Annotated in this window: 19 protein-coding genes; 13 read left to right on the forward strand and 6 right to left on the reverse strand. The window is 69.4% G+C overall.

Annotation, left to right across the window (positions count from 1 at the left end; genetic code table 11):
- Nucleotides 1–74 precede the first annotated feature (74 nt).
- Complete coding sequence (locus tag ACIP1U_RS21010) at nucleotides 75–1,199, reverse strand: CaiB/BaiF CoA transferase family protein (RefSeq protein WP_400318878.1); 1,125 nt, start codon at nucleotides 1,197–1,199, stop codon at nucleotides 75–77.
- Between the two features lie 372 nt (nucleotides 1,200–1,571).
- On the opposite strand from ACIP1U_RS21010, the gene ACIP1U_RS21015 reads away from it, so the two are divergent.
- The 9 genes from ACIP1U_RS21015 to ACIP1U_RS21055 are packed head-to-tail and all read left to right on the forward strand — an operon-like array spanning nucleotide 1,572 to nucleotide 12,220.
- The gene (locus ACIP1U_RS21015; RefSeq protein ID WP_400318799.1) at nucleotides 1,572–2,774 is read left to right on the forward strand and encodes a CaiB/BaiF CoA transferase family protein; all 1,203 of its coding nucleotides are present in this window, start codon (nucleotides 1,572–1,574) and stop codon (nucleotides 2,772–2,774) included.
- A gap of 26 nt (nucleotides 2,775–2,800) precedes the next feature.
- The gene (locus ACIP1U_RS21020; protein WP_400318801.1) at nucleotides 2,801–3,964 is read left to right on the forward strand and encodes an acyl-CoA dehydrogenase family protein; all 1,164 of its coding nucleotides are present in this window, start codon (nucleotides 2,801–2,803) and stop codon (nucleotides 3,962–3,964) included.
- A 17-nt stretch (nucleotides 3,965–3,981) separates the two neighbouring features.
- Nucleotides 3,982–4,989, forward strand: coding sequence for an acyl-CoA dehydrogenase family protein (locus ACIP1U_RS21025; protein ID WP_400318804.1), 1,008 nt, complete (start codon nucleotides 3,982–3,984; stop codon nucleotides 4,987–4,989).
- Between the two features lie 8 nt (nucleotides 4,990–4,997).
- On the forward strand, nucleotides 4,998–6,188 hold the full coding sequence (locus ACIP1U_RS21030) for a thiolase family protein (RefSeq protein WP_400318805.1): 1,191 nt from the start codon (nucleotides 4,998–5,000) through the stop codon (nucleotides 6,186–6,188).
- A gap of 11 nt (nucleotides 6,189–6,199) precedes the next feature.
- Nucleotides 6,200–6,970, forward strand: coding sequence for an enoyl-CoA hydratase/isomerase family protein (locus ACIP1U_RS21035; protein WP_400318808.1), 771 nt, complete (start codon nucleotides 6,200–6,202; stop codon nucleotides 6,968–6,970).
- Nucleotides 6,971–6,998: 28 nt separating this feature from the next.
- The gene (locus tag ACIP1U_RS21040; RefSeq protein ID WP_400318811.1) at nucleotides 6,999–8,159 is read left to right on the forward strand and encodes an acyl-CoA dehydrogenase family protein; all 1,161 of its coding nucleotides are present in this window, start codon (nucleotides 6,999–7,001) and stop codon (nucleotides 8,157–8,159) included.
- A 7-nt stretch (nucleotides 8,160–8,166) separates the two neighbouring features.
- A complete protein-coding gene (locus ACIP1U_RS21045) occupies nucleotides 8,167–9,273 on the forward strand; it encodes an acyl-CoA dehydrogenase family protein (RefSeq protein WP_400318814.1) in 1,107 nt (368 codons plus the stop codon).
- A 21-nt stretch (nucleotides 9,274–9,294) separates the two neighbouring features.
- Nucleotides 9,295–10,065 carry an SDR family NAD(P)-dependent oxidoreductase gene (locus ACIP1U_RS21050; protein ID WP_400318816.1) on the forward strand — a complete coding sequence of 257 codons (771 nt, stop codon included), beginning with the start codon at nucleotides 9,295–9,297 and terminating at the stop codon, nucleotides 10,063–10,065.
- A gap of 7 nt (nucleotides 10,066–10,072) precedes the next feature.
- Entirely contained in the window at nucleotides 10,073–12,220 is a 2,148-nt protein-coding gene (locus ACIP1U_RS21055; protein WP_400318819.1) for an acetate--CoA ligase family protein, read from the forward strand.
- 13 nt (nucleotides 12,221–12,233) lie between these two features.
- Here the strand turns inward: ACIP1U_RS21055 and ACIP1U_RS21060 are convergent, their stop codons facing one another.
- The 5 genes from ACIP1U_RS21060 to ACIP1U_RS21080 all read right to left on the reverse strand — a co-directional run bounded on the left by ACIP1U_RS21060 (nucleotide 12,234) and on the right by ACIP1U_RS21080 (nucleotide 17,325).
- Entirely contained in the window at nucleotides 12,234–13,136 is a 903-nt protein-coding gene (locus ACIP1U_RS21060) for a LysR family transcriptional regulator (protein WP_400318822.1), read from the reverse strand.
- A gap of 414 nt (nucleotides 13,137–13,550) precedes the next feature.
- Nucleotides 13,551–14,306, reverse strand: coding sequence for an SDR family NAD(P)-dependent oxidoreductase (locus tag ACIP1U_RS21065; RefSeq protein WP_400318825.1), 756 nt, complete (start codon nucleotides 14,304–14,306; stop codon nucleotides 13,551–13,553).
- A 13-nt stretch (nucleotides 14,307–14,319) separates the two neighbouring features.
- Nucleotides 14,320–15,105, reverse strand: a complete 786-nt coding sequence (locus tag ACIP1U_RS21070; RefSeq protein WP_400318826.1) for a crotonase/enoyl-CoA hydratase family protein — start codon at nucleotides 15,103–15,105, stop codon at nucleotides 14,320–14,322.
- Nucleotides 15,106–15,149: 44 nt separating this feature from the next.
- Entirely contained in the window at nucleotides 15,150–16,316 is a 1,167-nt protein-coding gene (locus ACIP1U_RS21075; RefSeq protein WP_400318829.1) for a CaiB/BaiF CoA transferase family protein, read from the reverse strand.
- A 37-nt stretch (nucleotides 16,317–16,353) separates the two neighbouring features.
- Nucleotides 16,354–17,325 carry a Bug family tripartite tricarboxylate transporter substrate binding protein gene (locus ACIP1U_RS21080; protein WP_400318831.1) on the reverse strand — a complete coding sequence of 324 codons (972 nt, stop codon included), beginning with the start codon at nucleotides 17,323–17,325 and terminating at the stop codon, nucleotides 16,354–16,356.
- A 248-nt stretch (nucleotides 17,326–17,573) separates the two neighbouring features.
- Between ACIP1U_RS21080 and ACIP1U_RS21085 the strand changes: the two genes are divergently transcribed.
- The 4 genes from ACIP1U_RS21085 to ACIP1U_RS21100 all read left to right on the forward strand — a co-directional run bounded on the left by ACIP1U_RS21085 (nucleotide 17,574) and on the right by ACIP1U_RS21100 (nucleotide 23,861).
- Nucleotides 17,574–20,342, forward strand: coding sequence for a LuxR C-terminal-related transcriptional regulator (locus tag ACIP1U_RS21085; RefSeq protein ID WP_400318834.1), 2,769 nt, complete (start codon nucleotides 17,574–17,576; stop codon nucleotides 20,340–20,342).
- 91 nt (nucleotides 20,343–20,433) lie between these two features.
- Nucleotides 20,434–21,573: an acyl-CoA dehydrogenase family protein gene (locus tag ACIP1U_RS21090; protein WP_400318837.1), complete on the forward strand. Its 1,140-nt coding sequence runs from the start codon at nucleotides 20,434–20,436 to the stop codon at nucleotides 21,571–21,573.
- A gap of 25 nt (nucleotides 21,574–21,598) precedes the next feature.
- Nucleotides 21,599–22,786 (forward strand): lipid-transfer protein, encoded by a 1,188-nt coding sequence (locus tag ACIP1U_RS21095; protein WP_400318840.1) that lies wholly within the window; start codon nucleotides 21,599–21,601, stop codon nucleotides 22,784–22,786.
- Between the two features lie 76 nt (nucleotides 22,787–22,862).
- Nucleotides 22,863–23,861 (forward strand): Bug family tripartite tricarboxylate transporter substrate binding protein, encoded by a 999-nt coding sequence (locus ACIP1U_RS21100; protein ID WP_400318843.1) that lies wholly within the window; start codon nucleotides 22,863–22,865, stop codon nucleotides 23,859–23,861.
- The last annotated feature ends 254 nt before the right edge of the window (nucleotides 23,862–24,115 follow it).

Here is a 24,115-nt window from a genome sequence, read left to right on the forward strand (position 1 = left end):
GTCTGGCGTGCGGCGCGTCCGGGTGTGTCCTGTCGGTCCTGTCGGCCGAGTGAGTCGAGTGGGTCGTGTCGCGATCAGCCGCGGCGGGCCCAGTCCGCGAGCACGGCGGCGGTGTGTTCGCCGCGGGCGGGCACGAGGCCGGGCGCCGCCGCGGGCGTCGCCGAGAAGCGCGGCGCCGGGCTGGGCTGCAACACGCCATTGGCCTGCGTGTAGACGCCGCGCGCCGCCAGGTGCGGATGGCTGGCTGCCTCGTCCGGACTCAGCACGGGCGCGAAGCAGGCATCAGTGCCTTCCAGCAGTGTGCACCATGCGGCCCGGTCGCGGGTGGCGAAGAGCGCGGCCAGGCGTTCGCGCAGCGCTGGCCACTGTGCGGCATCGTGCTGCGTGGCGTACGCCGGATCGTCGGCCAGCCCGAGCCGCTCGCGCAGTTCGCGGTAGAACTTGGGCTCCAGCGCGCCGACGGTGATGAACTCGCCGTCCGCGCAACGGTACGCGTTATACCAATGCGGCCCGTCGATCATGCTGCGGCCGCGCGTGCGTTCGAACCGGCCGCCGGCCTGCAGCGCGAGGAGCAGCGACATCATGTGCGCGCTGCCGTCCACGATGGCGGCATCCACCACCTGTCCGGGACCGCCCGCGCGGACCTGCATCAGGCCCGCCAGCAAGCCGACGACGAGATACATGGCGCCCCCGCCGATGTCGCCCACCAGGCTCGGCGGGGCCATTGGCGCCTCGCCCGGCTGGCCCGCGTACCAGAGCGCGCCGGACAGGGCGATGTAGTTGATGTCATGGCCGGCGGCCTGCGCGAGCGGACCGTCCTGGCCCCAGCCGGTCATGCGGCCGTAGACCAGGCCCGGGTTGCGTTGCAGGCAGGCATCGGGACCCAGGCCGAGGCGCTCCATCACGCCGGGGCGCATGCCCTCGATCAGCGCATCGCATTGTTCGACCAGCCGCAGCACCGTCGCGCGGCCTTCCTCGGTCTTCAGGTCGACCGCCACCGAGCGCTTGCCGCGGCGCGCAATGGCGCTCGGGCCGAGGTCGATGGCATCCTCGCCTGCCTGCAGGCGGTCGACGATGACCACGTCCGCCCCGAGATCCGCCAGCAGCATGCCGCAGAACGGGCCGGGGCCGATGCCGGCCATTTCCAGTACGCGCACGCCTGCCAGCGGCCCCTTTCTCTCCTGCCTGGTTGCTTCCATCCGGATAGTCCCGCTGATGATCTTGGGCAGGAGCATAGGGAAGTCCGGCCCGGGCGGCGCCCCCCGCCGAGGGGGACCGTGCAGGCTTGCCAGGTGTTGCAGGCATGCCGTGCCATAAAAAGCCGCGACCCGACTGAGAGTGACGGGTCGGGGCGCGGGAATGCCGGGAAAGAGGGCGGGCGCGCGTGACGCGGATAAACGCCTCTTGAAGCGCAACAGGCGCAACGGCTGGTCCGGCTGCCGATACAGCCGATGTATTGATCGACACACCGAAAGTATTTTTCCAACCTCTTTCCGGTCCGTAGCATCAGCACATCCGAATCGGGGAGTCATCATGAAACAGGCAGCATCGCAGCACACCGGGGACGCAGCATGAGCGGTCCCTTGCAAGGCATCCGGATCATCGACATGACCACGGTCCTGATGGGACCGTACGCCACCCAGATCCTCGGCGACCTCGGCGCCGACGTGATCAAGGTCGAACCGCCCACCGGCGACACCGTGCGCGACGTCGGCCCGCGCCGCCACGACGGCATGGCCGGCATCTTTCTGCACGTCAACCGCAGCAAGCGCAGCATCGTGCTGGACCTGAAGGATCCCCAGGGCCGCGAGGCGCTGCTGCGGCTGGCCGCCGACGCCGATGTGCTGATCTACAACGTGCGTCCGCAGGCCATGGCGCGCTTGAACCTCGGCTACGAGGAAATCGCCAGGGTCAATCCGCGCATCCTCTACGTGGGCGTGTACGGCTACGGCCAGGGCGGCCCGTACGCCGCCAAGTCCGCCTACGACGACCTGATCCAGGGTGCCGTGGCGATCCCGTCGCTGGCGCAGACCGCCGGTGCCGACATGCCGCGCTACGCCCCCAGTGCCATCGCCGACCGCATCGTCGGCCTCGCTGCCGCGAATGCCGTCACCGCCGGCCTGCTGCACCGCGAACGCACCGGCGAAGGGCAGTGCGTCGACGTGCCGATGTTCGAGACCATGGCGCAGTTCGTCCTGGGCGACCACATGGGCGGGCTGACCTTCGAGCCGCCCATCGGTCCGAGCGGCTATGCCCGCATCCTGGACCACAACCGCCGCCCGCACCGCACCGCGGACGGCTACCTGTGCGTGCTGTTCTACAACGACAAGCAATGGCGCAAGTTCTTCGAGCTGGTGGGCCAGCCGGACCTGATGGACCAGGACCCGCGCTTCGCCACCATCGGCGAGCGCACCAGGCATATCGACGCGCTCTACCGCATGGTCGCCGAGGTGATGCCCACCCGCACCACCGCCGAATGGATCGAAATCCTTGAAGCCGCCGACATGCCGGTGATGCAGCTCCACACCATCGACACGTTGCTGGCCGACCCGCACCTCGGCGCGGTGGGCTTCTTCGACGTGGTCGAGCATCCCACCGAGGGCGCGATCCGCTCGATGGCGATCCCGTCCGTCTGGTCGAAGTCGCAGCCGCGGGTGAGCCGGCAGGCGCCGCGCCTGGGGGAGCACAGTGCCGAGGTGCTGGCGGAAGCCGGCTACAGCGCCGAAGACATCCGCAAGCTGGCCGAGTCGGGCACCACCGTGCTCGCCGGTTAAGGCCTTCCAGATTTCCGGAGTTCACATTGACCACAAGCCTCGAATCGCTGCCGCTCGTCGCCATCCCGCCTGGGGATGAGGCGCTGCGCGCACCCATCCGCGCCTTCCTGGAACAGCGCCTGGCGGAGGTGCCCACGCACGTCCGCGCCCGCACCTGGATGGGCTACGACGCCGACTTCAGCCGTGCCCTCGCCGCGCAGGGCTGGCTCGGCCTCGCCCTGCCGAAGGAATACGGCGGCGCCGGCCGCAGCGCCTTCGCCCGCTTCGTGCTGGTGGAGGAACTGATCGCTGCCGGCGCGCCGGTGTCGGCCCACTGGTTCGCCGACCGCCAGACCGCGCCGCTGATCCTGAAGTTCGGCACGCCCGCCCAACGTGAGTACTTCGTCCCGCGCATGGTGCGCGGCGAAATCTTCATGTGCATCGGCATGAGCGAGCCCGACACCGGCTCCGACCTGTCCAGCGTGCGCACGCGCGCTGTGCGCACCGAGACCGGCTGGCGCCTGAACGGCCGCAAGATCTGGACGACCAACGCCCATCGCACGCAGTACATGTGCGCGCTGGTGCGGACCTCCGGCCAGCACGGCGACCGCCACAAGGGCTTGTCGCAGGTGTTGATCGACCTGAGCCTGCCTGGCATCCACTATCGCCCGATCAGGGACCTGGCCGGCGACGCGCACTTCTGCGAAGTCGTGTTCGAGGACGTGGACCTGCCGGCCGATGCCATCGTCGGCGAGGAAGGATCGGGCTGGAAGCAGGTGACGGCCGAACTGGCCTTCGAGCGCAGCGGTCCGGAGCGCATCCTGACCAGCCAGCTCGTTGCCGAGACCTGGCTTGCCGAGGTGCGCGCCTCGGGCCTGCCGGTGCCGGATGCGGTCAAGGCCATCGCCGGCCGCATTGCCGGTCGGCTTGCCGTGCTGCGCGCGATGTCGCTCGCCGTGGCCGACCTGCTCGACAAGGGCCAGAACCCCGAGACCGACGCCGCCTACGTGAAGGACCTCGGCACCGAGTTCGAGCAGACCGTGCCGGGCTGGATTGCCGAAGCCATCGGGCAGATGCCTGATTTCGCGCCGTCGGAGACGCTGCAGCGAGCCCTGGCATACATCACGCAGCTCTGCCCCAGCTTCTCGCTGCGCGGCGGCACGCGCCAGATCCTGCGCGGCATCATTGCCCGCCAGCTCGGGCTTCGCTGAATCCGGAGATACATACCATGACTGATTCCCTCCTGGAAGGCTTCGAGCGCGCGCTCGCCGACCTCTGCGACGACGACGCGGTACGCCGCAGTGAAACTGGCGAAGCCGCCGCAACGCAATGGGCCGCGATCGACGCCCTCGGCTACACCAACGCGCTCGTCCCCGACGAATGCGGCGGCGCCGGCCTGTCGCTGGCCGACGCATTCCCGCTCTTCCTGGCCGCCGGCCGTGCCGGCCTCTCCCATCCGTTCGCCGAGACCGCCATCGCTCGCGCCATGCTGGCCAAGGCAGGACGCGAAAGCAGCGGCGAGTGCATCGCCATCGCGCCGGCCGTCGCCGGCGGCGATCACATCGCCTGCCGCAACGTGGCGGGCGGTGCGCTGGCCGACCTCGTGCTGACCCAATGGCGCGGGGAATGGCTGCTGCTGCCGGTGAGCGCTGCGCTGCGTACGCCGGGCGTCTACCGGCCGCAGGCGTCGGCCTCGCTGCAATGGCGGTCGGCGGATGCCGCCGTGTTCCGCTTCCGCGATGACGAGGCCGACATCATGGCGATCTGCAACGCCGCCCACGCCGCCGGCATGGCTGGCGCCATGCAGCGCGTGCTGGCGATGACCGTCGGCTACGTGAACGACCGGCAGCAGTTCGGCCGTGCCATCAGCCAGTTCCAGGCGATGCAGCAGGAACTGAGCGTGATGGCCGAGCAGTCCAGCTCGTCGGTCTTTGCCGCGCGCATCGGCTGCGCGGCGCAGGGCCACCTGCCGGACGTGCTGCGCGCCGCCACCGCCAAGCTGCGCGCCTGCGAGGGCGGCGAGCGCGTGGCTGCCATCGCGCACGCGGTGCACGGGGCCATCGGCATCACCGAGGAGCTGGCGCTGGGGCTGTTCACGCGGCGCCTGCACGAGTGGCGCAGCGTGGGCTGCAGCGAGACGTACTGCGCCACGCTGCTTGGTGATGCGCTGCTCCGGCAGGACGGCGCATCGAGCCAGGTGATTCTCGATTTCGCACGCACGCAGCTCGCCGCCTGAGGACCATCATGCAGAACAACAAGGAATCCATCGTCATCGTCGGCGCGAAGCGCACACCCATCGGCGCCTTCAACGGCTCGCTGGCCGCCTTCAGGGCACCTGAACTCGGCGCGGTCGCCATCCGCGCCGCCGTGGCGCAGGCCGGCGTCGATCCGGCTTCAGTCGACGAGGCCATCATGGGCCTGTGCCTGTTTGCAGGCGTGGGGCAGGCCCCGGCGCGGCAGGCTGTGCTCGGCGCGGGACTGCCCGCGTCCACGCCGGCCACCACGCTGAGCAAGATGTGCGGTTCGGGCATGAAGTCGGTGATGCTGGCGCATGACTTGCTGCTCGCCGGCACCTGCAATGTCGCAGTGGCGGGCGGCATGGAATCGATGAGCAACGCGCCGCACATCGTGCCGCGCGGCCGCCAGGGCTACCGCCTCGGCCACGGTCAACTGCTCGACCATATGTACTGCGATGGCCTGGAGGACGCCTATGAAGGCCACCTGATGGGCCACTACGCGGACCTGGCCGCCGAGGCGCGCGGCATCGGTCGCGAGGCGCAGGACGCCTATGCCCGCGAGAGCCTGCTGCGCGCGCAGGCGTCGGTCACGGCAGGGCGCTTCCGCGACGAGATCGCGCCGGTCGCGCCGGTCGGGCTCAAGCGGCGCGGCGGCCAGCTCGCCGAGGACGAGACGCCGGGCCAGTGCGACGCCGCCAGGCTGCCGAAGCTGAGGGCCGTGTTCCGCGACGGCGGCACGGTGACGGCGGGCAACGCTTCCTCGATCTCCGATGGCGCCGCCGCGCTGGTGCTGATGCGCGCAAGCGATGCCGCCGCGCAGGGCCGCAAGCCGCTGGCGCGCATCGTCGCCCACGCAACCCACGCCAACCCGCCGCAGCAGTTCGCCGACGCGCCGGCGCGCGCCGCGCGCCGCGTGCTCGACAAGGCCGGCTGGACCGCGCGCGACGTCGACCTGTACGAGGTCAACGAGGCGTTCGCCGTGGTGTCGATGATCGCGCTGGACGAACTCGGCATCGGCCACGACCGCCTCAACGTCAACGGCGGCGCATGCGCCCTCGGCCACCCCGTCGGCGCGACCGGCGCCCGCCTGCTGGTCACGCTGGTCCACGCGCTGCAGCAGCGCAGCCTGCAGCGCGGCCTGGCCAGCTTGTGCCTCGGCGGCGGCGAAGCCGTTGCGGTCGGCCTCGAACTGTGCTGAAGGGGAAGGCGATGACACTGCAATCCCGCATCGAGGGCACGGTTGGCTGGCTGACCATGGACCGCGCGTCGGCCATGAACAGCCTGAATCGCGAGATGGCTGGCGCCATGACGGCGCAGCTCAACGCGTGGCGCGACGACCCCGCCGTGCGCGTGGTGGTGCTCACCGGCAACGGACGCGCCTTCTGCGCCGGCGCCGACCTGAAGGAAGTGGCCGAGCCGCCGGTCACCGGCGAGCCCGATTTCCTCGACGTGGTGGTCGGCTTCGTCGACACGCTGCGTGCCTTTCCCAAGCCCGTCATCGCCGCCGTCAACGGGCTGGCGCTGGCGGGCGGGCTGGAAACCGTGATGGCATGCGACCTCGTGCTGGCCGCCGAATCCGCGAAGCTGGGCGACGCCCACTCCAACTTCGGCGTCTTCCCCGGCGCGGGCGGCGCCGCCGTGCTGCCGCGCAAGCTCCCGGTCAACGTGGCGCGCTGGCTGCTGTTCACCGGCGCGAGCTTTACCGCCGCGCAGATGGAGCGCTACGGCCTGGTCAATGAGGTGGTGCCCGATGCCGGCCTGCTCGCCCGCGCACAGGAGGTTGGCGAGTTGCTGGCCGGCAAGAGCCCGCTGGTGCTGGCCCGCATGAAGCGCGTGGCCGCCCAGTCCGCCGACAAGACACTCGCTGACGCGCTGCGGCACGAACTGCTCGAACTGCGCAACCACCAGCGTTCCCATGACATGAACGAAGGCCTGCGGGCCTTCGCCGAGAAGCGTCGGGCGGCCTTCAGGGGCTGCTGACCCGAGACGAGGCAATACGAGGTATTCCATGGACTTGCTTTACTCCGAGGAGCACAAGGCGTTCCGGCAGGAAGTGCGCGACTTCATCGCCGCGACGCTGCCCGGCGACATGCGCCAGCGCCTGCGCGCGGGCGGCTTCGCCGCCAAGGCCGACACCGAACGCTGGCAGCGCGCCCTCAACCAGCGCGGCTGGGGCGCGCCGGCATGGCCCAAGGCCTTCGGCGGCACCGGCTGGGACGCCGCGCACCAGCAGATCTTTGCCGACGAGTGCGCCGCCGCGCCAGCGCCGCCGCCGCATATCTTCAACATCACGATGCTGGGGCCGGTCATCATCCACTTCGGCTCCGACGCCCAGCGCGAGTACTTCCTGCCGAAGCTGCTGAACGCCGACATCCAGGTGTGCCAGGGCTTCTCCGAGCCGGGCTCCGGTTCGGACCTGGCATCGCTGAAGACGGCCGCCGTACTTGATGTGGAGAATGGTGGCGACGAATACGTCGTCAACGGCCAGAAGATCTGGACCAGCCAGGCGCACTACGCGGACTGGGTCTTCGCCCTGGTGCGCACCGACCCCAACGCGGTGAAGAAGCAGGCCGGCATCTCCTTCATGCTGATCGACATGAAGTCGCCCGGCGTCACGGTACGGCCGATCATCAGCATCGACGGCCGCCACAGCCTGAACGAAGTGTTCTTCGACAACGTGCGCGTGCCGGCGGCGAACCTCGTTGGCGAGGAGAACAAGGGCTGGGACTACGCCAAGTTCCTGCTCGGCCATGAGCGGGCCTACATCGCCGGCATCGGCCGCAACAAGGAGCGCGTGGCGTGCGCGAAGGACCTGCTGGCAAAGCTGGAGGCCGATGGTCATCCGATGTCCGAGGTGGCAGGCTGGCGCGGCCGCGTCGCGCTGATCGAGGCCGACCTGCACGCGCTGGAGGTCACGCAGCTGCGCATGCACGGCGGCCACGCCGACATGAAGCTGTCGCCGATGCTGAAGGCGCGCGGCAGCGAGATCTTCCAGGCCATCACCGACGTCATCTGCCGCCTGAGCGGACTGGAGGCGCTGCGCGCCGATGGCGTCGGCGGCCCCACGCTGACCAAGTCGTTCCTCTACTCGCGCGCCGTCTCGATCTTTGGCGGCAGCACCGAGGTGCAGAAGAACATCCTCTCCGCCACTGTCCTGAGCCTCCCATGAGCCTGCCATGAACCTGCAATTCAACGACGTCCAGCAGCAAGTGCGGGACAGCCTCAGCCGGCTGCTGGCGAATGCGTACGACTTCGCGCACCGTCAGTGCCATGTGGCCAGCGAGTCCGGTCATGCGCCTGAAGTCTGGTCGAAACTGGCCGAACTCGGCGTGCTCGGCGCCTCCATCCCGGAAACCTGGGAGGGCTTCGGCGGCGATGCGGTGGATCACATGATGGTGTCCGAGGCGCTGGGCCGGCACCTGTCGCTGGAGCCGTACCACGGCACGGTCGTCATGGCGGCCACCGCGCTTGCGCTGGCGGGCAGCGACGGGCAAAAGGCCCAGCTGCTGCCGCGCATCGCGCGCGGCGCCGTGCAGGTAGCGTGGGCGCATGACGAGGCCGTCATGGGGCGCGTGTCCGTGCAGGCGTCGTCGGGCCGCGACGGTTGGTGGCTCAACGGCGCAAAGCCGGGCGTGCTGCATGGCGGCTCGGCGGATTTCATGATCGTGACCGCGCGGGCGGATGGCAGCGACGTGGCCATGTTCCTCGTCGATGGCCGCGCGAACGGCGTAGTGCGCGAACGTTATCGCCTGGTCGACGGGACCCCGGCCGCCGACCTGCGCTTTGACGGCGCGCCCGCCGAGCCTCTCGGCAGCGGCGGCGAAGGTGGCGCCGGCGTGCTGTCGCGCGTGCTGGCGACCGGCATCAGCGCCGCCTGTGCCGAGATGGTCGGCGCCATGCAGGCCGCGACTGCGCTGACGGTCGAATACCTGAAAACCCGCAAGCAGTTCGGCAAGCTGATCGGCGCCAACCAGGCGCTGCAGCACCGCGCCGTGGACATGCTGACGGCATTGGAACAGAGCCGCAGCCTGTCGCTGTCGCTCGCGCTGGCCCTGGCGGGCCGCAACGACCTGGCCGGCGGCGAGATGCAGGTGCATGCCGCCAAGGCCTACGTTGGCCAGGCGGCGCGGCAGGTCGCGCAGGAAGCCATCCAGATGCACGGCGGCATTGGCATGACCGAGGAATACGCGGTCGGCCACTACCTGCGCCGAGTGCTCGTGCTCGACCGCCTGCATGGTGACATCCAATACCACACCCGCCGTCTCGAAGGACGGCAAGACTGACCGGTCAATCAAGGAGACCTCATGTCCGACCTCATGTCCCTGAAGGGCAAAGTCATCATTGTCACCGGCGCCGCGCAAGGCGTCGGCCGCGCCACGGCCGAACTGGCGCTGAAGCTGGGCGCCAGGGTCTGCGTCGTCGATCTCCAGCGCGAGCCGCTGGAAGCGCTCGCCGCCGCCCATCCCGACCACGTGCAGGCCTATGTCGGCAGCGTGGCCGATCCGGAATTCGTCGCGGCCTCGACCGAGCACGCCATCTCGCGTTTCGGCAAGCTGGACGGGCTGGTGAACTGCGCCGGCATCGTGCGCGCGGCAATGATCGAAAACATGACGCTGCAGACGTGGAACCAGGTCATCGACTGCCACCTGACCGGCGCCTTCCTGTGGCTGCAGGCGGTCGGCTCGCACCTGGTCGAGCGCGCCAAGGCTGGCGAGCAGGTGAAGGGCTCGATCGTCAATATCTCCTCCGAAGCCGGCCGCCGCGGCTCCATCGGACAGATCAACTACGCCTCGGCCAAGGCCGGCATGCTCGGCATGACGATGAGCGCCGCGCGCGAGTGGGGCAAGTATGGCGTGCGCACGAATACCGTCTGCCTGGGCATGGTCGAAACCCCGATGACCGAGACCATTCGCAGCGACCGCTTCCGCGACACCTACCTCGCCATGATCCCCATGGGCCGCTGGGCACAGCCCGACGAAGTGGCGGCCCCGATTGCGTTCCTGCTGTCGGACGCCGCCGGGTACGTGCTTGGCCAGCACATCGGCGTGAACGGCGGCTTCCATCTTGCGAGCTGAGGCAGGCATGTCGTCCCGAGAACTCTATACCCACGCCGACCTCCGGCGCGCGCTGCATCCGCGCAGTATTGCCGTGGTCGGCGCCACGGCCAACGAGCGCTCGTTCGCCGGGCGCTCGATGGCGAACCTGAAGGCATTCGCCGGCACGGTGCACCTGGTCAATCCGCGCTATGCGGAAGTGAACGGGCAGGCCTGTTATCCGTCGCTGTCGGCGCTGCCCGAGGTGCCGGATTGCGTGCTGATCGCGACGGCGCGCGACACGGTCGAGCCTATCGTGCAGGAATGCGCGCGGCTTGGCGTGGGCGGCGTGGTGCTGTTCGCGTCGGGCTACGCCGAGACCGGCAATCCGCAGAAGGCGGCCGACCAGGCCCGGCTGGCCGCCATCGCCCGCCAGGCAGGCGTGCGCCTGCTCGGCCCGAACAGCATCGGCTACGCAAACTACGTGACCAATGCGCTGGTGTCGTTCACGCCGCTGCCGGCCCGTACCGGCGAGCTGCCGCCGCATGCGATCGGGCTGGTGAGCCAGTCCGGCGCGCTGGCGTTTGCGTTGCAGCAGGCCGCCAACCATGGCACGGCGTTCAGCCATGTTTTCTCGTGCGGCAACGCCTGCGATATGGACGTGACCGACCAGATCGCCTACCTGGCCGGCGACCCGGCATGCAAGGCCATTGCCTGCGTGTTCGAGGGCCTGTCCGACGCCGGCCGCATCGTGCGCGCGGCACAGCTGTGCGCGGCCGCCGGCAAGCCGCTGGTCGTCTACAAGATGGCGCGCGGTGCGCTGGGCGCGGCGGCGGCCATGTCGCACACCGGCTCCATGGCCGGCTCGGATCGCGCCTATGCGACGGCGCTGCGCGAGGCTGGCGTGATTCAGGTGGAGACATTGGAACAGCTCGTGCCGACCACGGTGTTCTTCGCCAAGGCGCCGCGTCCGGTCGCCGAGGGTGTGGCGATCGTCTCGGGCTCGGGCGGCGCCGGCATCGTCGCGGCGGACGAGGCCGAGCGCTTCAACGTGGCACTGCCCCAGCCGGCCGACCACACTCGCGCCGTGCTGGAAGCCCACATCCCGGACTTCGGCGCCGCGCGTAACCCGTGCGACCTGACCGCGCAGGCCACCAACAACTTCGACGCGTTCATCCGCTGCGGCGACGCGGTGTTCGCCGACACGCAGTACGGCGCCGCCGTGGTGCCGCTGGTGGTGACGGGCGACGGCAACGGCCGCCGCTTCGAAGTGTTCAACGAACTCGCCGTGAAGCACGGCAAGATGGCGTGCGGCCTGTGGATGTCGAACTGGCTGGAAGGCCCCGACGCCTTCGAGGCCGAGGCGCTGCCCCGGCTGGCGCTGTTTCGCTCAGTGTCGCACTGCTTCGCCGCGCTGCGGGCGTGGCACGAGCATGAGGCATGGCGGCTCAGCCAGCAGGTGGCCCGTCCGGGGCGGCTCACGCATCCTTCGGTGGCGGCGGACGCCCGCCAGCGCATCCTCGTCGCGCCGGCCGATACGCTGACCGAGCGCGAAGCCAAGGACGTGCTGTCGCTCTACGGCGTGCCGGTGGTCGGCGAGTCGCTCGCGGCTAGCGAGCAGGATGCGGTGCGCGCCGCGGAAGCCTGTAGCTATCCGGTCGTGCTCAAGGTGGAAAGCCCGGCGATCCCGCACAAATCGGAAGCGGGCGTGATCCGCCTTGGCCTGGAGAACGCCGACGCGGTGGTGATGGCATGGCGCGAAATCATGGACAACGCCCGCAAGGTCACCACCGATGACCGCATCAACGGCGTGCTGGTGCAAAGCCAGGTGCCGGCCGGCGTGGAAGTCCTGGTGGGTGCCCGCGTCGATCCGCATCTCGGTCCGCTGCTCGTGGTGGGCCTCGGCGGTGTGATGGTCGAGCTGATGCAGGACACGGTGGCCGCGATGGCGCCGGTATCGGCGCGGCAGGCGCGCGGGATGCTCGACCAGTTGCGGGGCGTGGCGCTGCTGAAGGGCTTCCGTGGCGCGGCGGGCGTCGACATGGACCGGCTGGCGCAGGTCATCGCCGCGCTGTCGGAGTTCGCGCATGACCAGCGCGACGCGATCGCGGAGTTCGATGTCAATCCGCTGATCTGCACGCCGGACCGGATCGTGGCGGTGGATGCGCTGATTTCGCGGCGCACGCAATCGGCTTGACCGGCTTGACCGGTCAGGGCGCGGGCGGCTGTGTCACCGCCCGCGCCAGTGCCACGAAGTTCCGCGTGGTCGCCACGCTGGTATCTTCGCGCGTGGCCAGCGCCAGCCCGAAGTTCAGCTTCTCCGGCAGCCCCGTCAGCGCGATCAGGCGCACGCCATCCCCGGCATAGCCGGCCGACGTGGCCGGCACCAGCGCCACGCCCAGGCCGCTCTCCACCAGCGCCAGCAGCGTCTGCACCTGCACGGCCTGCTGCGCGATGGGGGGACGGATGCCGGCCTGGTGGAAGGCCGACATGGTCATCGCGTGCATCGCGGGCACGCGCGCTTCGGAATAGACGATGAAAGGCGTCTCACCGAGGTCCGACAGGTCGATGCTCGTGCGTTGTGCCAGCTCGGAGTCGGCGCTGACCGCCAGCACTAGCGGATCGGCGCGCAGGAAAGTGATCTGCGCCTCCGTCTGCGCCAGCACCGGGTAGCGCACCATGGCCACGTCGAGCGTGTGGTCGTCGACCGCGCGCAGCAGGTCGGCGGTGGTCGACTCCTCGATGATCAGTGCCACGCGGGGGTATTTGAGGCGGAAGGCACGGATCAGCTGAGGCATCACCGAATAGACCGACGAGCCGACGAAGCCCACGCGCAGCATGCCTTGTTCGCCGCATTCGCCTTCGCGCGCGGCACGGCGGATCTCATCGGCGAAGAACAGCGTGCTGCGCATCTGGCGCAGCACGACCTCGCCAACTGCCGTCAGTGCCAGCCCAGAGGGCTGGCGGTCGAACAGGGGGACGCCAAGTTCCTCCTCCAGCTTGCGGATCGCGGTGGAAAGCGGTGGCTGCGCCATGTGCAGCCGTTCGGCGGCGCGATGGAAGTTGAGGGTCTCGCTCAGCACCAGGGCCTGCTTCATCTGGCGGAGGTCCATCTCCTTGCTCCGTTTTCAGTATTACGCAATGCTGTAGAGTAATACGATATGTCGTATTAAACAAGCGAGGGAAAGCACCAGCCCGGAAATGACACGGGCCGGCTTGATGCCGGCCCGTCAGATTGCTGACAAAGGCAGAGTGTTTGCTCCCCTCTCCCGCGTGCGGGAGAGGGGCCGGGGGAGAGGGCAGGCGCATGGCAAGCACGACGGGGCCTCACTTCGTGGGGACTCCTGCCCTCTCCCCCGCCCCTCTCCCATGAATGGGAGAGGGGAGACAACACTCGCAGCTTTCAAGCTTGTCAGCAGCCTCTCGGGTCAGCTTGATGCCGGCCCGTGATGAAGGAGCAGGGCTCGCTAAGACGCTAAGGCTCGCTACGGTTCGTTAAGGCTTGCCAAAGCTCCAAAGCTCCAAAGCTACTTCGGCTGCATGCGGATCGCGCCGTCGAGCCGGATCACCTCGCCGTTGAGCATCGGATTGCAGATGATCGCTTCGGCCAGCTGCGCGTATTCGACGGGACGGCCGAGGCGCGGCGGGAAGGGGACCATCTTGCCCAGCGCATCGCGCACCGGCTCGGACAGGCCGAGCAGCATCGGCGTCTCGAACAGGCCGGGGGCGATGGTGACGCAGCGTACGCCGTCGCGGGCGAGGTCGCGCGCGATGGCCAGTGTCATGGCGGCAACGCCGCCTTTCGACGCCGCGTAGGCGGCCTGACCAACCTGTCCCTCGAACGCCGCCACCGACGCGGTGTTGACGATGACGCCGCGCTCGCCGTTGGCGTCGGGCGCGTTCTCCACCATGCGGGCGGCGGCCAGCCGCGCCATGTTGAACGTGCCGACCAGATTGATGCGCACGGTGCGCTCGAAGGTGTCGAGCGGATGGGGACCATCCTTTGCCACGGTCTTGCAGGCCGGAGCGACGCCGGCGCAGTTCACCAGCCCAGCGAGCCGGCCCAGGGCCGCGGCGGCTTCCATGGCGGCACGGCCGTCGGCCTCGCTGGCCACGTCGCAGCGCACGAAGCGCGCGCCGATTTCGGCAGCCACGGCCTCGCCGGCCGGGTTGATGTCGGCAATGACGACCTTGCCGCCCGCACCGGCCAGCATCCGCGCGGTGGCCTCGCCCAGGCCCGACGCCGCGCCGGTGACGATGAATACGTTATCGCGAATTTCCATGACGTCCGCCTTCTCAGCCCTTGGTGCGCGACAGGAAGCCGTCGAGCGCCGCCTCGTGCTCGGCCGTATGGTGCGCGAGCGCCTGGAATCCGGCCGACATCTCCATGATGGTGTCGAGGCGGGCGTGCTGCGCTTCCTTGAGCAGGCGCTTGCACATGCGCAGCGCGTGGCCGGAATTCGCGGCGATGCGCTGCGCCAGCTCCAGCGCCGTCGGCAGGAGCTCCTCGTGCGGCACCACGCGCGAGACCAGCCCGTACTCGAGCGCCCTGGCGGCGTCGATGGTGTCGCCGGTAAAGCACAGCTCGGCGGCACGCGACGCGCCGATGGCACGCGGCAGCAGCCACGCGCCGCCGTCGCCCGGGATCAGGCCCAGCTTGACGAAGGTGGCGGCGAACACGGCCTTGTCCGAGGCGATGCGGATGTCGCAGGTGCAGGCCAGGTCGTTGCCCGCGCCCAGCGCGGGGCCGTTGACGGCCGCAATGACGGGCACCTCCAGGTTGGCAATGGCCAGCGGCAGGCGCTGGATTCCCTCGCGATAGGCGTAGCGCGCATTGACCGGCTCGCCGGACTCGCTGCCGAAGGTGGCGCGCAGCGTCTTCAGGTTGCCGCCGGAAGAAAAGGCGGTGCCCGCGCCGGTCAGCACGACCGCGCGCACGGCGTGGTCGCGGTTGAACTGCTCGCACATGGCGACCAGCGCATCGACGGCGTCGTGGTCGGAGACGGCGTTGCGCGTCTCCGGCCGGTTCATGGTGACGATGGCGACGTGGCCATCGCGGCGGATATCGAGGAAATTGCTCATGACGGATTGTGGTTGAAATTCTGGTGCGGCCTGGATCGACTGGATCAGCGCTGGCTGGCCTGTTCGGAGAGGGTGCGGATTTCGCCGATCCGTTCGGGCGGCAGCCATCCGGTCAGCGTCTGGGCGTAGTCGCGCACATCCGGCTCGCGCGGCGGCGTGGGCAGCCCCGACGGCGTGCGGCTGAAGCGCGGCGCGGGCGCGGGCTGCACCACGCCGCCGATCTCGACGAAGGTCTCGCGCGCCTTGAGGTGGGCGTGTGTGGGCGCTTCCGCGTAGCCGAGGACGGGGGCGAAGCAGGCGTCGGTGCCTTCGAGCAGCGCGCACCACTCGTCGCGCGTGCGCAAGCGGAAGACCTCCGCAAGCCGTGCCTTGCCTGCTTCCCAGTTGGCCGGGTCGAGCTGCTCGCCGAGGCTGGCCGGATCGATGCCAAGGCGGGCGAGCAGGTCGCGGTAGAAGCGCCCCTCGAAGGGGCCGACCGAGATCCAGCCGCCGTCCTGGCATTGGTAGACGTTGTAGTAGTGCGCGCCGGAATCCAGCACGTTGGTGCCGCGCTCGGCGTTCAACTGGCCGGCGGCCAACAGGCCGAAGAACACGCTGCCGAGCGTGGCGGCGCCGTCGACGATGGCGGCGTCCACCACCTGGCCCTTGCCGGACTTGCCGGCCTCGACCAGCGCGGCGAGCACGCCGGCCACGAGGAACATGCCGCCGCCCGCGAAGTCGCCCAAGTAGGCGGGCGGGATCGCCGGCGGGCCGCCGCGCTGGCCGATGGCGTTGAGCGCGCCGGTGAGGGCGATGTAGTTGACGTCATGGCCGGCGGCGTGCGCGAGCGGCCCGGTCTGGCCCCAGCCGGTGATACGGCCGTAAACCAGGCGCGGATTGCGCGCAAGGCATGCCTCCGGGCCCAGGCCCAGGCGTTCGGTGACGCCGGGGCGGAAGCCCTCGATCAGGGCGTCGGCCGACGCCACGAGGTCGAGCACTGCCGCCACGGCCTGCGGGTCCTTCAAGTCGAGCAAAATCGACTTGCGTCCGCGCAGCATCAGGTCATAGCGGCGGGCGCGCTTCACGCCGAGGTCGGTCTCGCCCGGGCGCTCGATGCGCAGCACCTCGGCGCCCATGTCGGCCAGCATCATGCAGGCCAGCGGGCCCGGGCCGATACCAGCCAGCTCGACGATCCTGATGCCTGCCAGCGGGCCTTTCTTCTGTTCTTGCATGCGGTTCCTCAATGTCTGGTAGTGGATGCGACGGGAATCACTCGACCGGGATGGCCGCGCTCTTGACGATCTCGCGCGTGCGCGCAATCTCGGCAAGCTGGAACCGGCGCAGTTCCTGCGGGCTGCCGGGATACACGGTGCCGCCCAGGCCGGTGACGAAGCGGATGCTGTCGGGCTGCTGCATGGCCGTGCGCACCGCGTCGGAGAGTGCCTTGACGATCGTCTCCGGCACGCGGGCGGGCGCAAAGACGCCGGTCCACGCGGTCACGTCGAAGCCGGGCGCGCCGCTCTCGGCCACGGTGGGCACCTGCGGCAGGTCCTTGAGCCGCTGCGCATCGGTCACGGCAAGCGGGCGGATGCGGCCGGCGCGGATCAGCGGCAGCACGGCGCTGATCTCGCCGATTCCGTAGTCCACGTTGCCGGCGGCCACGTCGGTCATGGCGGGCGCGGTGCCTTTGTAGGAGATGGCGTTGCCCTTCAGGCGGAAGCGTTCGTGGAACAGCTCGGTGTAGACCTGGTAGCCCGCGCTGCCGCTCGCGTAGTTGAGCTTGCCGGGCGACTGGCGGATGGCGTCGACCAGGTTGCCGAGGGTCTTGTAAGGCGAGCTGGCGGGCACGACCACGACCATCGCGAAGCGCGCGAGCCGTTCGACCGGCACGAAGTCCTTCACCGGATCGTAGGGGAGGGTCCTGAACAGCGCCGCGTTGGTCACCATCGACGAGTTGCTGCCGACAAACAGCGTGTAGCCATCGGGGGCCGCCTCGGCCGCGGCGCGGGCGCCGATGAAGCCGTTCGCGCCCGGGCGGTTCTCGACCACGAAGGGCTGGTGGAAGCGGTCGCCGAGCTTCTGCGCGATGAAGCGCGCCGTCGAGTCCGCACCGCTGCCGGGCGGCAGGGAAACAATGATCTTTACGGGGCGGCTCGGGTAGTCGGGCTGGGCCGCGGCCGGCAATGCGAACAGTGCCAGCGACGCCAGCATGAGGCGTCGCCTCAGCACGTCGGATGCCATCTCGTCTCCCTGGTGTGATGTTGCATGTTTCCCTGATGCTAAAGACGGGAAGGGAATCGGAAAAATACTTTCCGTGTGTCATGCAATACATGGGCTGTATCGCCGGCTAAGGGCCAGAAAGCCAGGTGTTCTGTTTCGCATGAAACGAGATGTCTGCCGCCCCCTGTGTCGGGTGGGGCGAAGCGGGGCCTCGCCGGACGACCATGAAAATCTCCGCCGCCACGCGCCCCGCATGGAGTCCGAATTCCGTGTCCCAAAGCGATGTATCCGCCGCAGTGCCGGCGCCGCCGATCGGCCGCGCCATCGAGGCCGTGCCCAGCACCAAGCTGGTCCCGCCGCGCGCAGCGCGCCGGCTGTTGCCGCGAGACGCCTTGCAGGAGCGCCTGCTCGCCGCCCGCCGCCAGCGTTGCCTGATCGTGCAGGGACCGGCGGGCAGCGGCAAGACCAGCACGCTGGTGGCGTGGCGGCAAGGGCTGCTGAGGCTGGACTTCGACGTGGCGTGGCTCACCGTTGCCACCGAGGACAACGAGCTGACCCGCTTCTTCGGCGCCTTGCTGGGCTCTGTCGCGACGATCGATGCCACCGTGGTGCGCGAAGCCACGCTGCTGATGGGCCGCGACCGCAGCAAGGCGGTGCTGGAGCATTGCGTCATCACGGTGGTCCATGCCATTGCAGCCCGCAAGCGCGAGCTGGTGCTGATGATCGACGACGCGCACTGCCTCGACGATCCGCGCAGCCACCAGGTGCTGCAATGGCTGCTCGACTACGCACCGCCCAACCTGCACCTCGTCTTCGGCACCCGCGGCGCACTGCCGCTGTCGCTGGCGCGGCTGCGCGCGCAGGGCCAGCTGAGCGAGTTCGACCTCAAGGACCTGCGCTTTTCGCCCGACGAATCCGAGCGCTTCCTGCGTGACCACCTGGGCCACATCGACGCCGGCGACGCGCAGGTGCTGCACCAGCTCACCGATGGCTGGGTCGCCGGCCTGCAGCTCTTCGCCGTCGACCTGAAGGCAAAGCGCGGTGCCGGGTACCCGCGCATCCAGGTGCGCGATGCCACCGCCTTCGCCGCCTACTTCGAGCGCGAGGTATTGGCCAACCTCGCGCCGGACGATCTCGACCTGCTCACCCGCGCCGCCACCTGCAGCCGCTTCTGCGCCTCGCTGTGCGCCACGCTGATGCAGCAGCCGCACGCCGTGGCGGGCATGACGTCGCGGCTGGCGCGGCTCGACGGCGACAATCTCTTCATCAGCCAGGTCAGCGGCGCCAACCAGGAGGCGTGGTACCGGGTCCATCCGCTGCTGCGCGAGGTGCTGCTGGCGCGGCAGAGCCGGCAGGCAGCCGGGCCGCGGCAGGCGCTGCACAGGGCGGCATGGCGCTGGTTCGAACTGCGCGGCCATCTGGACGAGGCGGTGCGCCACGCGGTACAGGCCGGCGAAGCGCACGCGGCGGCCGAGGTGGTGGAGGCCTGCGCCGTCGACATGATGGGGCAGGGCGAACTGGCCCAGCTCGCCAGCCTGATGCGCCAGTTGCCGCAGGAACAGGTGCAGGCGCGCTTCCGGCTGCGCATGGTGACGGCCTACCTGAGCATGTACGCGCGCGACCTCGACGCCCTGCAGGTGGCGCTGGCCCGGCTCGAAGCGGAGCAGGACACCATGGAGGCGGGCGAACGCTTCGCCGTCTGCCTGCTGCGCGGCGCCTTCGCCATGCAGCGCGACGACACCGAGGCCGTGCGCGCCATGCGTGCGGAGCTGGAGGCGATTCCGCGTGAGGCGCAGGGGTTTGCGTTTGCGGGGCGGGCGCATCTGCTGGCCTGGATGCACATGTACGACGGCCGCTACGAGACGGCGCGCGCGATCCTGCGGGAAGCGGCTGTGTACAACGTCACCCCGGCGCGCCGGCTGGTCAGCCTCGCCCTGGAAGCGATGAGCCTGACACTGGAAGGCCGGATGGTCCGCGCCGAGCGCCTGGTGCGCGAGGTGCAGCAGGCGTGCGCGCTGCCGGGCACGGCCCCGGTGGACGTGGCGGGACTGGCCGAGGGCTTGCTGAGCGAAACGCTTTGCGAAGCCAATGAACTCGAGGCCATCTGCCAGCTATTGGAGCCGCGCCTCGACGTGCTGGAACGTATCTCGAGCCCCGACGGCGCCCTGCGAGCGTTGATCGCGCTCTTCCATGCCCACTGGGCGCTAGGCCGGCGCCCCGAGGCACTGGCATGCCTGGCGCGGCTGGAAGCCTACGCCAGCCGTAACCGGCAGGAGCGGGCGCAGGCCCACGCGCTGGCGCTGCGCCTGCGGGTCCACCATGAGCAGGGCGAGACCGCGCAGGCGATGGCCGTGCTGGAGCGGATCGTCGCGCTCGCCCTGCGCCACGCCACCGCGCGGCAAGGCACCGACGCGGAGATCCGCCGCATCTGCGAACGCGCGCGGGCCGACGCGTGCCTGCACTGGCAGGATTTCGACGGCACCGTGTCGCGCTGCGTGCCGCTGCTGGCCCTGGCGGCTTCGGCCGGCCGCTGGGCCGGCGTGGCCGCGCTGCACATGACGCTTGCGGTGGCCGAAGCGGGACGCGGCGACCGCAAGGCGGCCCGGCGCCAGGCGCTCAAGGCCCTGCGCCTTGGCCACCGGCTCGGGCTGGTGCGCAGCCTGCTCGACACGGCGGGCGTGCCGGCCCTGCTGGAAGACTTGCTGGGCGATGCTGCGTTGGACCCGGTGCTGGCGTTCTATGTCCGGCGCCTGCTGGACGCGCGCGTGAAGGCGGCCATCACGCCGCGGCCGGCGCACGAAGACTGTGCGGCCGACCTCCTGAATGCGCGCGAGCGGCAGGTCCTGGACCTGGTCGCGCAGGCCATGCCGAACAAGAAGATTGCCCGCGTGCTCGGCCTGACGACGCACACGGTCAAGTGGCACCTGCGCAAGATCTACGGGAAGCTCGGCGTCTCGGAGCGCGACGAGGCCGTTGCCCGCATGCGCGATCTTTCGCTGTCAGGACGGCAGGGCTCCCCAATACGGCTAGTGAACTGAGCGGCCCCGCAGGCCAAGATGAGTCATCCGGCACGGCCCCGCACGGGCGTCGTGCGCCGGAGATTCCGATTCATCGACAAGGAGCCTGCAAGTGGACGTCATCCGCAACGTCTTTCGTGAAGACCATGAAATGCTGCGCCCGACCGCGCGGCGATTTTTCGAGCGCGAGTGCGCGCCGCGCCAGGCCGAGTGGGACCAGGCCGGCCGCACCGACCGGGAAACCTGGCTGAAGGCCGGCCGCGAAGGGCTGCTGTGCGTCTCGGTGCCGGTCGAGTACGGCGGCGGCGGCGGCGACTTCGGTCACTCGGCCATCGTCATGGAGGAGATGCACCGCGCGGGCATCTCGGGGGCGGGGTTCTCGATCCATTCCGACATCATCGCGCCCTACATCGTGCGGCTCGGCACCGAGGCGCAGAAGCGCCGCTGGCTGCCCTCGATCTGCGCGGGCGCGACCATCATGGCGGTCGGCATCACCGAGCCCGGCGGTGGTTCCGACGTGAAGGCCTGCCGCACGACTGCCGTGCGCGACGGCGACGAGTTCGTCATCAACGGCAGCAAGACCTTCATCAGCAACGGGCTCAACTGCGACATGGTGATGCTGGTCTGCAAGACCGACCCGTGCGCCGGCGCGAAGGGCGTGAGCCTGATCATGGTCGAGGCCGACCGGCCCGGCTTCCGGCGGGGCCGCAAGCTGGAAAAGATCGGCCAGCCCGGCGCCGACACCGTCGAGCTGTTCTTCGACAATGTCCGCGTGCCGGTGGACAACCTGCTCGGCGAGGAGAACATGGGCTTCTCCTACCTGATGCAGGAACTGCCGCAGGAGCGCCTGCTGATCGCGCTGTACTCGGCCGTGGCCATCGAGCGGCTGCTGCAGGTCACGGTGGACTACGTCAAGGACCGCAAGGCGTTCGGCGGCACGGTCTGGGATTTCCAGAACACGAAATTCAAGCTCGCCGACATCAAGGCCCAGTCCGTCGCGGTGCGCACGATGGTGGACTACTACATTGGCGAGCACATGAAGCGGCGGCTGACCGTGCAGGAAGCCGCCATCGCCAAGCTGTTCGCCACCGAGACAATGGGGAAGTGCATCGACGACATGGTGCAGATGCATGGCGGCTACGGCTACATGCGCGAGTACGCCATCGGGCGCGCGTTTGCGGACTACCGCGTGTCGCGTATCGCGGGCGGCGCCAGCGAGGTCATGCGCGACCTGATCGCGCGCAAGCTGTAATCCATCCCTTCACGAGAGCAACATCATGAGCGAAAAAGTCTTCGTCGCAGGCGTGGGCATGACGCCCTTCGTCAAGCCGGGCACGAGCAAGCCCTATTTTGAAATGGGCGCCGACGCGGTGCGCGCGGCACTGGCCGATGCAGGTATCGGCTACGGGCAGGTCCAGGAGGCCTACGCGGGGCACGTATACGGCGACTCGACCTGCGGCCAGACCACGCTGTACGAGGTCGGCATGACCGGCATCCCGGTGGTCAACGTCAACAACAACTGTTCGACCGGATCGACGGCGCTGTACCTGGCACGCAAGGCGGTCATGTCGGGCGAGGCGGAATGCGCGCTGGCGGTGGGCTTCGAGCAGATGCAGCCCGGTGCCCTGAAGATGCACTGGGACGACCGACCGCCGCCGCGCGTGCGCTTCCTGCCGGTGCTGCATTCGCTGACCTCGGACCTGGGCCACCTGGGCCAGTCGTTGCGCACCTTCGGCGGGGCGGGGCGCGAACACATGGAAAAGTACGGAACCACGATGGAAACCTTCGCCGCCGTGCGTGCCAAGGCGAGCCGCCATGCCGTCAACAATCCGCTGGCGATCTTCCGTCGGCCGCTGACGGTGGACGAGATCATGGCCGACACCGTGATCGTGCCGGGCGTGATGACGCGCTGGATGGCCTGCCCGCCGACCTGCGGCGCGGCGGCGGCGGTCATTGTCTCGGAGCGGTTTGCCCGCAGGCATGGATTGCGCACCGACGTGCAGATCCTGGCGCAGGCGCTGACCACCGATCCGCCCGAGGCGTTCCACCCGCCGTCGATGCTGAGCTGGGTCGGCTCGCACATGACGCGCGCGGCGGTGAACCAGGTCTACGAGAAGGCCGGCGTCGGCCCCGATGACATCGACGTCTGCGAGCTGCACGACTGCTTCGCGCAGAACGAGGTCATCCTCTACGAATCGCTCGGCCTCTGCCCGGAGGGCGGCGCCGCGAAGTTCGTGCGGGACGGCGACAACACCTATGGCGGCAAGGTCGTGGTCAACCCGTCGGGCGGGCTGCTGTCGAAGGGCCACCCGCTGGGCGCGACGGGCCTTGCGCAATGCTACGAGATGACCCACCAGCTCCGGCGCAGCGCCGACAGGCGGCAGGTCGAAGGCGCGCGGCTGGCAATGGCGCACAACCTGGGCCTGGGTGGGGCCTGCGTGGTGACGTTGTACGGCAGGCACTGAGCGGCTTGCGCACGCCGGGCCGACACCGCGGTCCGGCGCTTCCCGATGATCTGATCATTCCAATACAGGAGACACCATGACACCGCGTTCCCGCATCCGCCTGCTGACCCTCGCGCTGGCCGCATCGCTGCCCGGCGTTCCCTGCCTGCTTCCCGGCAGCGGCATGGCCCATGCCGAAACCTGGCCCGCGCGGCCGATACGCTTTATCGTTCCGCTCGGCCCCGGCAGCAGCGCCGACACCAGCGCACGGCTGCTTGCCAGGCTGGCCGGGGAAGAACTGGGGCAGCCCATCGTCGTGGAGAACAGGCCGGGCGCGGATTCGCTGGTGGCGGTGCAGGCACTGCTTTCCGCACCGGCGGACGGGTACACCATCCTGATGATCTCGCCGAGCTCGATGGTCATCAATCCGCTGGTCAATCCGTCCACGACCTATGACCCGCTGAGCGATCTCCGTCCGGTGGCCGGCATGATGCGTGTCGGGGCCTTGCTCGTGACCGGCGCGGGGTCGCGCTTCCGCACGCTGGCCGATGTGCTGGCCGCGGCCAGGCAGGCGCCGGGGTCGGTCAGCATGGGCAGCTACAGCGCCTACTACCGGCTCGGGGCATTGCGCATGCAGCAGATGGCGCAGGTGACGTTCAACCAGATCGCCTACAAGACCGCCGCGCCGCTGCTGGCCGACCTGATCGGCGGCACGGTGGATGTGGCGATGGTCGATGTGGGCGGTGCCGGGCCATTGATCGCCTCCGGCAAGCTGCGCCCGCTGGCCGTGGCCGGCAAGGAGCGGCTGCGGGTGTTGCCGGCCGTGCCGACCATCGCCGAGGGCGGCGTGAAGCAGTACGAGCTGGCGGGCTGGACCGGCGTCGCCACGCCTGGCAAGACGCCGGAGCCGGTCGCGCAGGCGATGGAGACGGCACTCATCAAGGCGATGAAGCGGCCGGAATTCGTCAGGTTCGTGACGGAGAACGTGGGCGCCGAGATGTATGCGGTGCCGGGGAAGGAGCTGCGGGCGCTGGTGGAGGCCGAGACCGGCAACTACCGACCGTATGCGCAGCAACTCCAGGCCGCGCAGCGCTGAGCGGGTGGCAGTCCTGAAATGCAAGCGGGGGCGGTAGCCCCCGCTTTAGGCTGCTGACAAAGTCAAAGGCTGCGAATGTTGTCTCCCCTCTCCCATTTATGGGAGAGGGGCGGGGGAGAGGGCAGGAGTCGCCACGAAGTGAGGCGCCGCGGTGCTTGGCTGCGCCTGCCCTCTCCCCCGGCCCCTCTCCCGCAGGCGGGAGAGGGGAGCAAACAACCTGGAATTCTCCCTTTGTCAGCAATCTGGAGCGGGGG

Origin of the sequence: Cupriavidus sp. NPDC089707 (assembly GCF_044748965.1) — a bacterium.
In the GTDB taxonomy this organism is placed as follows: Bacteria; Pseudomonadota; Gammaproteobacteria; order Burkholderiales; family Burkholderiaceae; genus Cupriavidus.

Bases quoted from the DNA above. Each gene is read 5' to 3' on its own strand.
- ACIP1U_RS21070 (WP_400318826.1), bottom strand. From the start codon at position 15,105: ATGAGCAATTTCCTCGATATCCGCCGCGATGGCCACGTCGCCATCGTC.
- ACIP1U_RS21050 (WP_400318816.1), top strand. From the start codon at position 9,295: ATGTCCGACCTCATGTCCCTGAAGGGCAAAGTCATCATTGTCACCGGC.
- ACIP1U_RS21080 (WP_400318831.1), bottom strand. From the start codon at position 17,325: ATGGCATCCGACGTGCTGAGGCGACGCCTCATGCTGGCGTCGCTGGCA.
- ACIP1U_RS21055 (WP_400318819.1), top strand. From the start codon at position 10,073: ATGTCGTCCCGAGAACTCTATACCCACGCCGACCTCCGGCGCGCGCTG.
- ACIP1U_RS21040 (WP_400318811.1), top strand. From the start codon at position 6,999: ATGGACTTGCTTTACTCCGAGGAGCACAAGGCGTTCCGGCAGGAAGTG.
- ACIP1U_RS21095 (WP_400318840.1), top strand. From the start codon at position 21,599: ATGAGCGAAAAAGTCTTCGTCGCAGGCGTGGGCATGACGCCCTTCGTC.
- ACIP1U_RS21060 (WP_400318822.1), bottom strand. From the start codon at position 13,136: ATGGACCTCCGCCAGATGAAGCAGGCCCTGGTGCTGAGCGAGACCCTC.
- ACIP1U_RS21025 (WP_400318804.1), top strand. From the start codon at position 3,982: ATGACTGATTCCCTCCTGGAAGGCTTCGAGCGCGCGCTCGCCGACCTC.
- ACIP1U_RS21100 (WP_400318843.1), top strand. From the start codon at position 22,863: ATGACACCGCGTTCCCGCATCCGCCTGCTGACCCTCGCGCTGGCCGCA.
- ACIP1U_RS21015 (WP_400318799.1), top strand. From the start codon at position 1,572: ATGAGCGGTCCCTTGCAAGGCATCCGGATCATCGACATGACCACGGTC.
- ACIP1U_RS21030 (WP_400318805.1), top strand. From the start codon at position 4,998: ATGCAGAACAACAAGGAATCCATCGTCATCGTCGGCGCGAAGCGCACA.
- ACIP1U_RS21045 (WP_400318814.1), top strand. From the start codon at position 8,167: ATGAACCTGCAATTCAACGACGTCCAGCAGCAAGTGCGGGACAGCCTC.
- ACIP1U_RS21035 (WP_400318808.1), top strand. From the start codon at position 6,200: ATGACACTGCAATCCCGCATCGAGGGCACGGTTGGCTGGCTGACCATG.
- ACIP1U_RS21010 (WP_400318878.1), bottom strand. From the start codon at position 1,199: ATGGAAGCAACCAGGCAGGAGAGAAAGGGGCCGCTGGCAGGCGTGCGC.
- ACIP1U_RS21075 (WP_400318829.1), bottom strand. From the start codon at position 16,316: ATGCAAGAACAGAAGAAAGGCCCGCTGGCAGGCATCAGGATCGTCGAG.
- ACIP1U_RS21065 (WP_400318825.1), bottom strand. From the start codon at position 14,306: ATGGAAATTCGCGATAACGTATTCATCGTCACCGGCGCGGCGTCGGGC.